Below are 5,379 nucleotides of genomic sequence, written 5' to 3'. Positions count from 1 at the left end.
AAGATTGTCCGGCGGCGTCCTACTCTCCCACACCCTCACGAGTGCAGTACCATCGGCGCTGGAGGGCTTAGCTTCCGGGTTCGGAATGTGACCGGGCGTTTCCCCTCCGCCATGACCGCCGTAACTCTATCGACATGTCAAACAACACCACACACGGTGGTCTGTTGTTCGTTTATCGAGAGTTGCACAGTGGACGCGTAGCAGCTTAGTAGTCAAGTCCTCGGCCTATTAGTACCGGTCAACTGAACCCGTTACCGGGCTTACATTTCCGGCCTATCAACCCAGTCGTCTAGCTGGGGGCCTTACCCCACCAAAGGTGGGTGGGATACCTCATCTTGAAGCAGGCTTCCCGCTTAGATGCTTTCAGCGGTTATCCCTTCCGAACGTAGCTAACCAGCCGTGCCCTTGGCAGGACAACTGGCACACCAGAGGTTCGTCCGTCCCGGTCCTCTCGTACTAGGGACAGCCCTTCTCAAGTATCCTACGCGCACGGCGGATAGGGACCGAACTGTCTCACGACGTTCTAAACCCAGCTCGCGTACCGCTTTAATGGGCGAACAGCCCAACCCTTGGGACCTGCTACAGCCCCAGGATGCGACGAGCCGACATCGAGGTGCCAAACCATCCCGTCGATATGGACTCTTGGGGAAGATCAGCCTGTTATCCCCGGGGTACCTTTTATCCGTTGAGCGACACCGCTTCCACTCGCAAGTGCCGGATCACTAGTCCCGACTTTCGTCCCTGCTCGACCTGTCAGTCTCACAGTCAAGCTCCCTTGTGTACTTGCACTCAACACCTGATTGCCAACCAGGCTGAGGGAACCTTTGGGCGCCTCCGTTACCTTTTAGGAGGCAACCGCCCCAGTTAAACTACCCACCAGACACTGTCCCTGAACCGGATAACGGTCCGAAGTTAGATACCCAAATCAACCAGAGTGGTATTTCAAGATTGCCTCCACCCATACTGGCGTATGGACTTCACCGGCTCCCACCTATCCTACACAAGCTAATTCGAGTACCAATGTCAAGCTATAGTAAAGGTCCCGGGGTCTTTCCGTCCTGCCGCGCGTAACGAGCATCTTTACTCGTACTGCAATTTCGCCGGGCCTGTGGTTGAGACAGTGGGGAAGTCGTTACGCCATTCGTGCAGGTCGGAACTTACCCGACAAGGAATTTCGCTACCTTAGGATGGTTATAGTTACCACCGCCGTTTACTGGCGCTTAAGTTCTCCGCTTCGCCCCGAAGAGCTAACAGGTCCCCTTAACGTTCCAGCACCGGGCAGGCGTCAGTCCATATACATCGAATTACTTCTTCGCATGGACCTGTGTTTTTAGTAAACAGTCGCTTCCCCCTGCTCTCTGCGGCCATACAACGCTCCACCCGCGCGGGGCTTCACGTCTCCGGCCCCCCTTCTCCCTAAGTTACGGGGGCAATTTGCCGAGTTCCTTAACCACAGTTCGCCCGATCGCCTCGGTATTCTCTACCTGACCACCTGTGTCGGTTTGGGGTACGGGCCGCTAAGAACTCGCTAGAGGCTTTTCTCGGCAGCATAGGATCACTGACTTCACCTGAATCGGCTCGGCATCACGTCTCAGCCTATGTGTGTTGCGGATTTGCCTACAACACGGCCTACACGCTTACCCCGGCACAACCACCGGCCGGGCTCAGCTACCTTCCTGCGTCACCCCATCGCTTGACTACTACCCATCAGGTTCCCACGCTCCCCACCATCAACCCGAAGGTCTCAGACGGTTCGGGTGGTTAGCACAACGAGGTTCGTCAGGGACGCTCTTTCGCGGGTACGGGAATATCAACCCGTTGTCCATCGACTACGCCTCTCGGCCTCGCCTTAGGTCCCGACTCACCCAGGGCGGATTAGCCTGGCCCTGGAACCCTTGGTCATCCGGCGGAAGGGTTTCTCACCCTTCTTTCGCTACTCATGCCTGCATTCTCACTCGTGCCGCGTCCACAACTGGGTCACCCCGCTGCTTCACTCGCGGCACGACGCTCCCCTACCCATCCACACACCTGCACAAGGAATCAAGTCCAAGCGAGGTTAAAATGTGAATGCCACAGCTTCGGCGGTGTGCTTGAGCCCCGCTACATTGTCGGCGCGGAACCACTTGACCAGTGAGCTATTACGCACTCTTTAAAGGGTGGCTGCTTCTAAGCCAACCTCCTGGTTGTCTATGCGACCCCACATCCTTTTCCACTTAGCACACGCTTAGGGGCCTTAGCTGGTGATCTGGGCTGTTTCCCTCTCGACTACGAAGCTTATCCCCCGCAGTCTCACTGCCGCGCTCTCACTTACCGGCATTCGGAGTTTGGCTGATTTCGGTAAGCTTGTGGGCCCCCTAGACCATCCAGTGCTCTACCTCCGGCAAGAAACACGCGACGCTGCACCTAAATGCATTTCGGGGAGAACCAGCTATCACGGAGTTTGATTGGCCTTTCACCCCTAACCACAGGTCATCCCCCAATTTTTCAACATTGGTGGGTTCGGCCCTCCACGCGGTCTTACCCGCGCTTCAGCCTGCCCATGGCTAGATCACTCCGCTTCGGGTCTAGGACACGCGACTGAATCGCCCTATTCAGACTCGCTTTCGCTACGGCTCCCCCACACGGGTTAACCTCGCCACATGCCACTAACTCGCAGGCTCATTCTTCAAAAGGCACGCCGTCACCCCGCAAGGCTCCGACGGATTGTAGGCGAACGGTTTCAGGTACTATTTCACTCCCCTCCCGGGGTACTTTTCACCATTCCCTCACGGTACTCGTCCGCTATCGGTCACCAGGAAGTATTTAGGCTTACCAGGTGGTCCTGGCAGATTCACGGCAGATTTCAGGGGTCCGCCGCTACTCGGGAACACCCACAGAAGGTCAGCAACTTTCACCTACCGGACTTTCACCGTCTACGGTCAGCCATTCCAGACTGTTCGACTAGCCACTAACTTTGTAACTCCTCGAGCGCATGTCAGTACACTCAGCGGGGTCCCACAACCCCGACCACGCAACCCCTGACAGGTATCACACGCAGCCGGTTTAGCCTCAATCCGCTTTCGCTCGCCACTACTCACGGAATCACTAAATTGTTTTCTCTTCCTACGGGTACTGAGATGTTTCACTTCCCCGCGTTCCCTCCACACACCCTATGTGTTCAGGTGTGGGTGACACCACATGACTGGTGCCAGGTTTCCCCATTCGGACACCCTGGGATCACAGCTTGGTTGACAGCTCCCCCAGGCCTATCGCGGCCTCCCACGTCCTTCATCGGCTCCTGGTGCCAAGGCATTCACCGTTCGCCCTTGACAACTTGACCACAAAGATGCTCGCGTCCACTGTGCAATTCTCAACAAACGACCAACCCACAACCCACAAGCCCCACACCAAACCCGACGATCCGCCGGCGGTATGCGAGACCAGGCCGTGCCTGGCAGACTCCCAACGCCCCACAGGGCGCCAGACCAGTCTCCGAAAGAAACAACCCAGGGGTTGTTCTTTCAGGACCCAACAGGGTGCTTAGCATCCGTCTCCAGCCGCACCAGGGACTTCGTTCCCACCACCGAAGCGGCTGTACTAGAAGCATCCCGGCCGTTGCCGGAGCCGAACTCACCAGTGTCTCCGCCATCTGAGCACCCCGACCCGACATTCGCAGGTCGCGGGCTCCTTGCACCCTTTCAGGTGAAGGTGCTCCTTAGAAAGGAGGTGATCCAGCCGCACCTTCCGGTACGGCTACCTTGTTACGACTTCGTCCCAATCGCCAGCCCCACCTTCGACGGCTCCCTCCCACAAGGGGTTGGGCCACCGGCTTCGGGTGTTGCCGACTTTCGTGACGTGACGGGCGGTGTGTACAAGGCCCGGGAACGTATTCACCGCAGCGTTGCTGATCTGCGATTACTAGCGACTCCGACTTCACGGGGTCGAGTTGCAGACCCCGATCCGAACTGAGACCGGCTTTTTGGGATTCGCTCCACCTCACGGTATCGCAGCCCATTGTACCGGCCATTGTAGCATGCGTGAAGCCCTGGACATAAGGGGCATGATGACTTGACGTCATCCCCACCTTCCTCCGAGTTGACCCCGGCAGTCTTCGATGAGTCCCCGCCATAACGCGCTGGCAACATCGAACGAGGGTTGCGCTCGTTGCGGGACTTAACCCAACATCTCACGACACGAGCTGACGACAGCCATGCACCACCTGTGACCGCCCCCGAAGGACCTCACATCTCTGCGAGTTTTGCGGCCATGTCAAACCCAGGTAAGGTTCTTCGCGTTGCATCGAATTAATCCGCATGCTCCGCCGCTTGTGCGGGCCCCCGTCAATTCCTTTGAGTTTTAGCCTTGCGGCCGTACTCCCCAGGCGGGGCGCTTAATGCGTTAGCTGCGGCACAGGGAACCGGAGAGGCCCCCCACACCTAGCGCCCAACGTTTACAGCGTGGACTACCAGGGTATCTAATCCTGTTCGCTCCCCACGCTTTCGCTCCTCAGCGTCAGTATCGGCCCAGAGACCTGCCTTCGCCATCGGTGTTCCTCCTGATATCTGCGCATTTCACCGCTACACCAGGAATTCCAGTCTCCCCTACCGAACTCTAGCCTGCCCGTATCGACTGCAGGCCCGCAGTTGAGCTGCGGGTTTTCACAGTCGACGCGACAAGCCGCCTACGAGCTCTTTACGCCCAATAAATCCGGACAACGCTCGCACCCTACGTCTTACCGCGGCTGCTGGCACGTAGTTGGCCGGTGCTTCTTCTGCAGGTACCGTCACTTACGCTTCGTCCCTGCTGAAAGAGGTTTACAACCCGAAGGCCGTCATCCCTCACGCGGCGTCGCTGCATCAGGCTTCCGCCCATTGTGCAATATTCCCCACTGCTGCCTCCCGTAGGAGTCTGGGCCGTGTCTCAGTCCCAGTGTGGCCGGTCGCCCTCTCAGGCCGGCTACCCGTCGTCGCCTTGGTAGGCCATTACCCCACCAACAAGCTGATAGGCCGCGAGCCCATCCCAAGCCGAAAAACTTTCCACCCAACCTCATGCAAGGCCAAGTAATATCCGGTATTAGCCCCGGTTTCCCGGGGTTATCCCAAAGCTTGGGGCAGGTTGCTCACGTGTTACTCACCCGTTCGCCGCTCGAGTACCCCGAAGGGCCTTTCCGCTCGACTTGCATGTGTTAAGCACGCCGCCAGCGTTCGTCCTGAGCCAGGATCAAACTCTCCAACAAAAACTTGTCGAACAGCATCCTGACAACAAACATGTTGCCAAAGGAATCCCAACCAGCCAGACATAAAGCCCGACCAGTCCGGGGTATAAATCATAATTGGCACTGGCTTATCAAGCACCCTGTTGAGTTCTCAAAGAACAACCACACACCGATCAAAAGCCCCA

The 5,379-nt window shown here is 57.5% G+C and carries 3 rRNA genes; all 3 read right to left on the bottom strand.

Annotated elements, in window-relative coordinates:
- Positions 1-6 precede the first annotated feature (6 nt).
- Positions 7-123: ribosomal RNA gene (rrf, locus tag EAD98_RS01340) — 5S ribosomal RNA — on the bottom strand.
- An 85-nt stretch (positions 124-208) separates the two neighbouring features.
- A 23S ribosomal RNA gene (locus EAD98_RS01335) occupies positions 209-3,319 on the bottom strand.
- 379 nt (positions 3,320-3,698) lie between these two features.
- Positions 3,699-5,215: ribosomal RNA gene (locus tag EAD98_RS01330) — 16S ribosomal RNA — on the bottom strand.
- The 16S, 23S and 5S rRNA genes sit together here, the layout of an rRNA operon.
- Between the last annotated feature and the right edge of the window lie 164 nt (positions 5,216-5,379).

The sequence above is a fragment of the Micromonospora sp. CV4 genome, assembly GCF_003667455.1.
Taxonomy (GTDB): Bacteria; Actinomycetota; Actinomycetes; order Mycobacteriales; family Micromonosporaceae; genus Micromonospora.
Note: the sequence above shows the minus strand (reverse complement) of the source record. Positions and strands in the feature narration are given on the sequence as shown.